Consider the following 334-nt stretch of genomic DNA (forward strand, 5'->3'; position numbering starts at 1 on the left):
GCAACCGATATTTGTCGAAGACCCGTTATGTGGTCGAACAAAGCTTCGGTACACTGCATCGTAAATTCCGCTACGCCCGGGCAGCCTATTTCGGACTGATTAAAGTGAGTGCACAAAGCCATCTGAAGGCGATGTGTTTGAACCTTTTGAAAGCCGGCAACAGGCTAAGTGCGCCTGTTGCCGCCTAAAATGCGGCCGGGTGCCTGATTATCGGGTGTCCGGGGAGGATTAAGGGGGTATTTGAGTAGAGTCAGGAGTGATTTGGAATAGGAACAGCCGAAAACCTGTGTTTGGATTTTGGCTGTTGGGGGAAGGACTTTTTTGCAAAGGTCTC

1 protein-coding gene is annotated in these 334 nt (G+C 50.3%); it reads left to right on the forward strand.

Annotation, left to right across the window (positions count from 1 at the left end; all coding sequences use genetic code 11):
- Positions 1-188 (forward strand): transposase (locus tag TW89_RS11210; protein WP_164836732.1); only part of this gene is annotated, 188 nt, incomplete at its 5' end.
- Positions 189-334: the final 146 nt, after the last annotated feature.

Origin of the sequence: Neisseria flavescens, from assembly GCF_001618065.1 — a bacterium.
GTDB classification, from domain to species: domain Bacteria; phylum Pseudomonadota; class Gammaproteobacteria; order Burkholderiales; family Neisseriaceae; genus Neisseria; species Neisseria flavescens_A.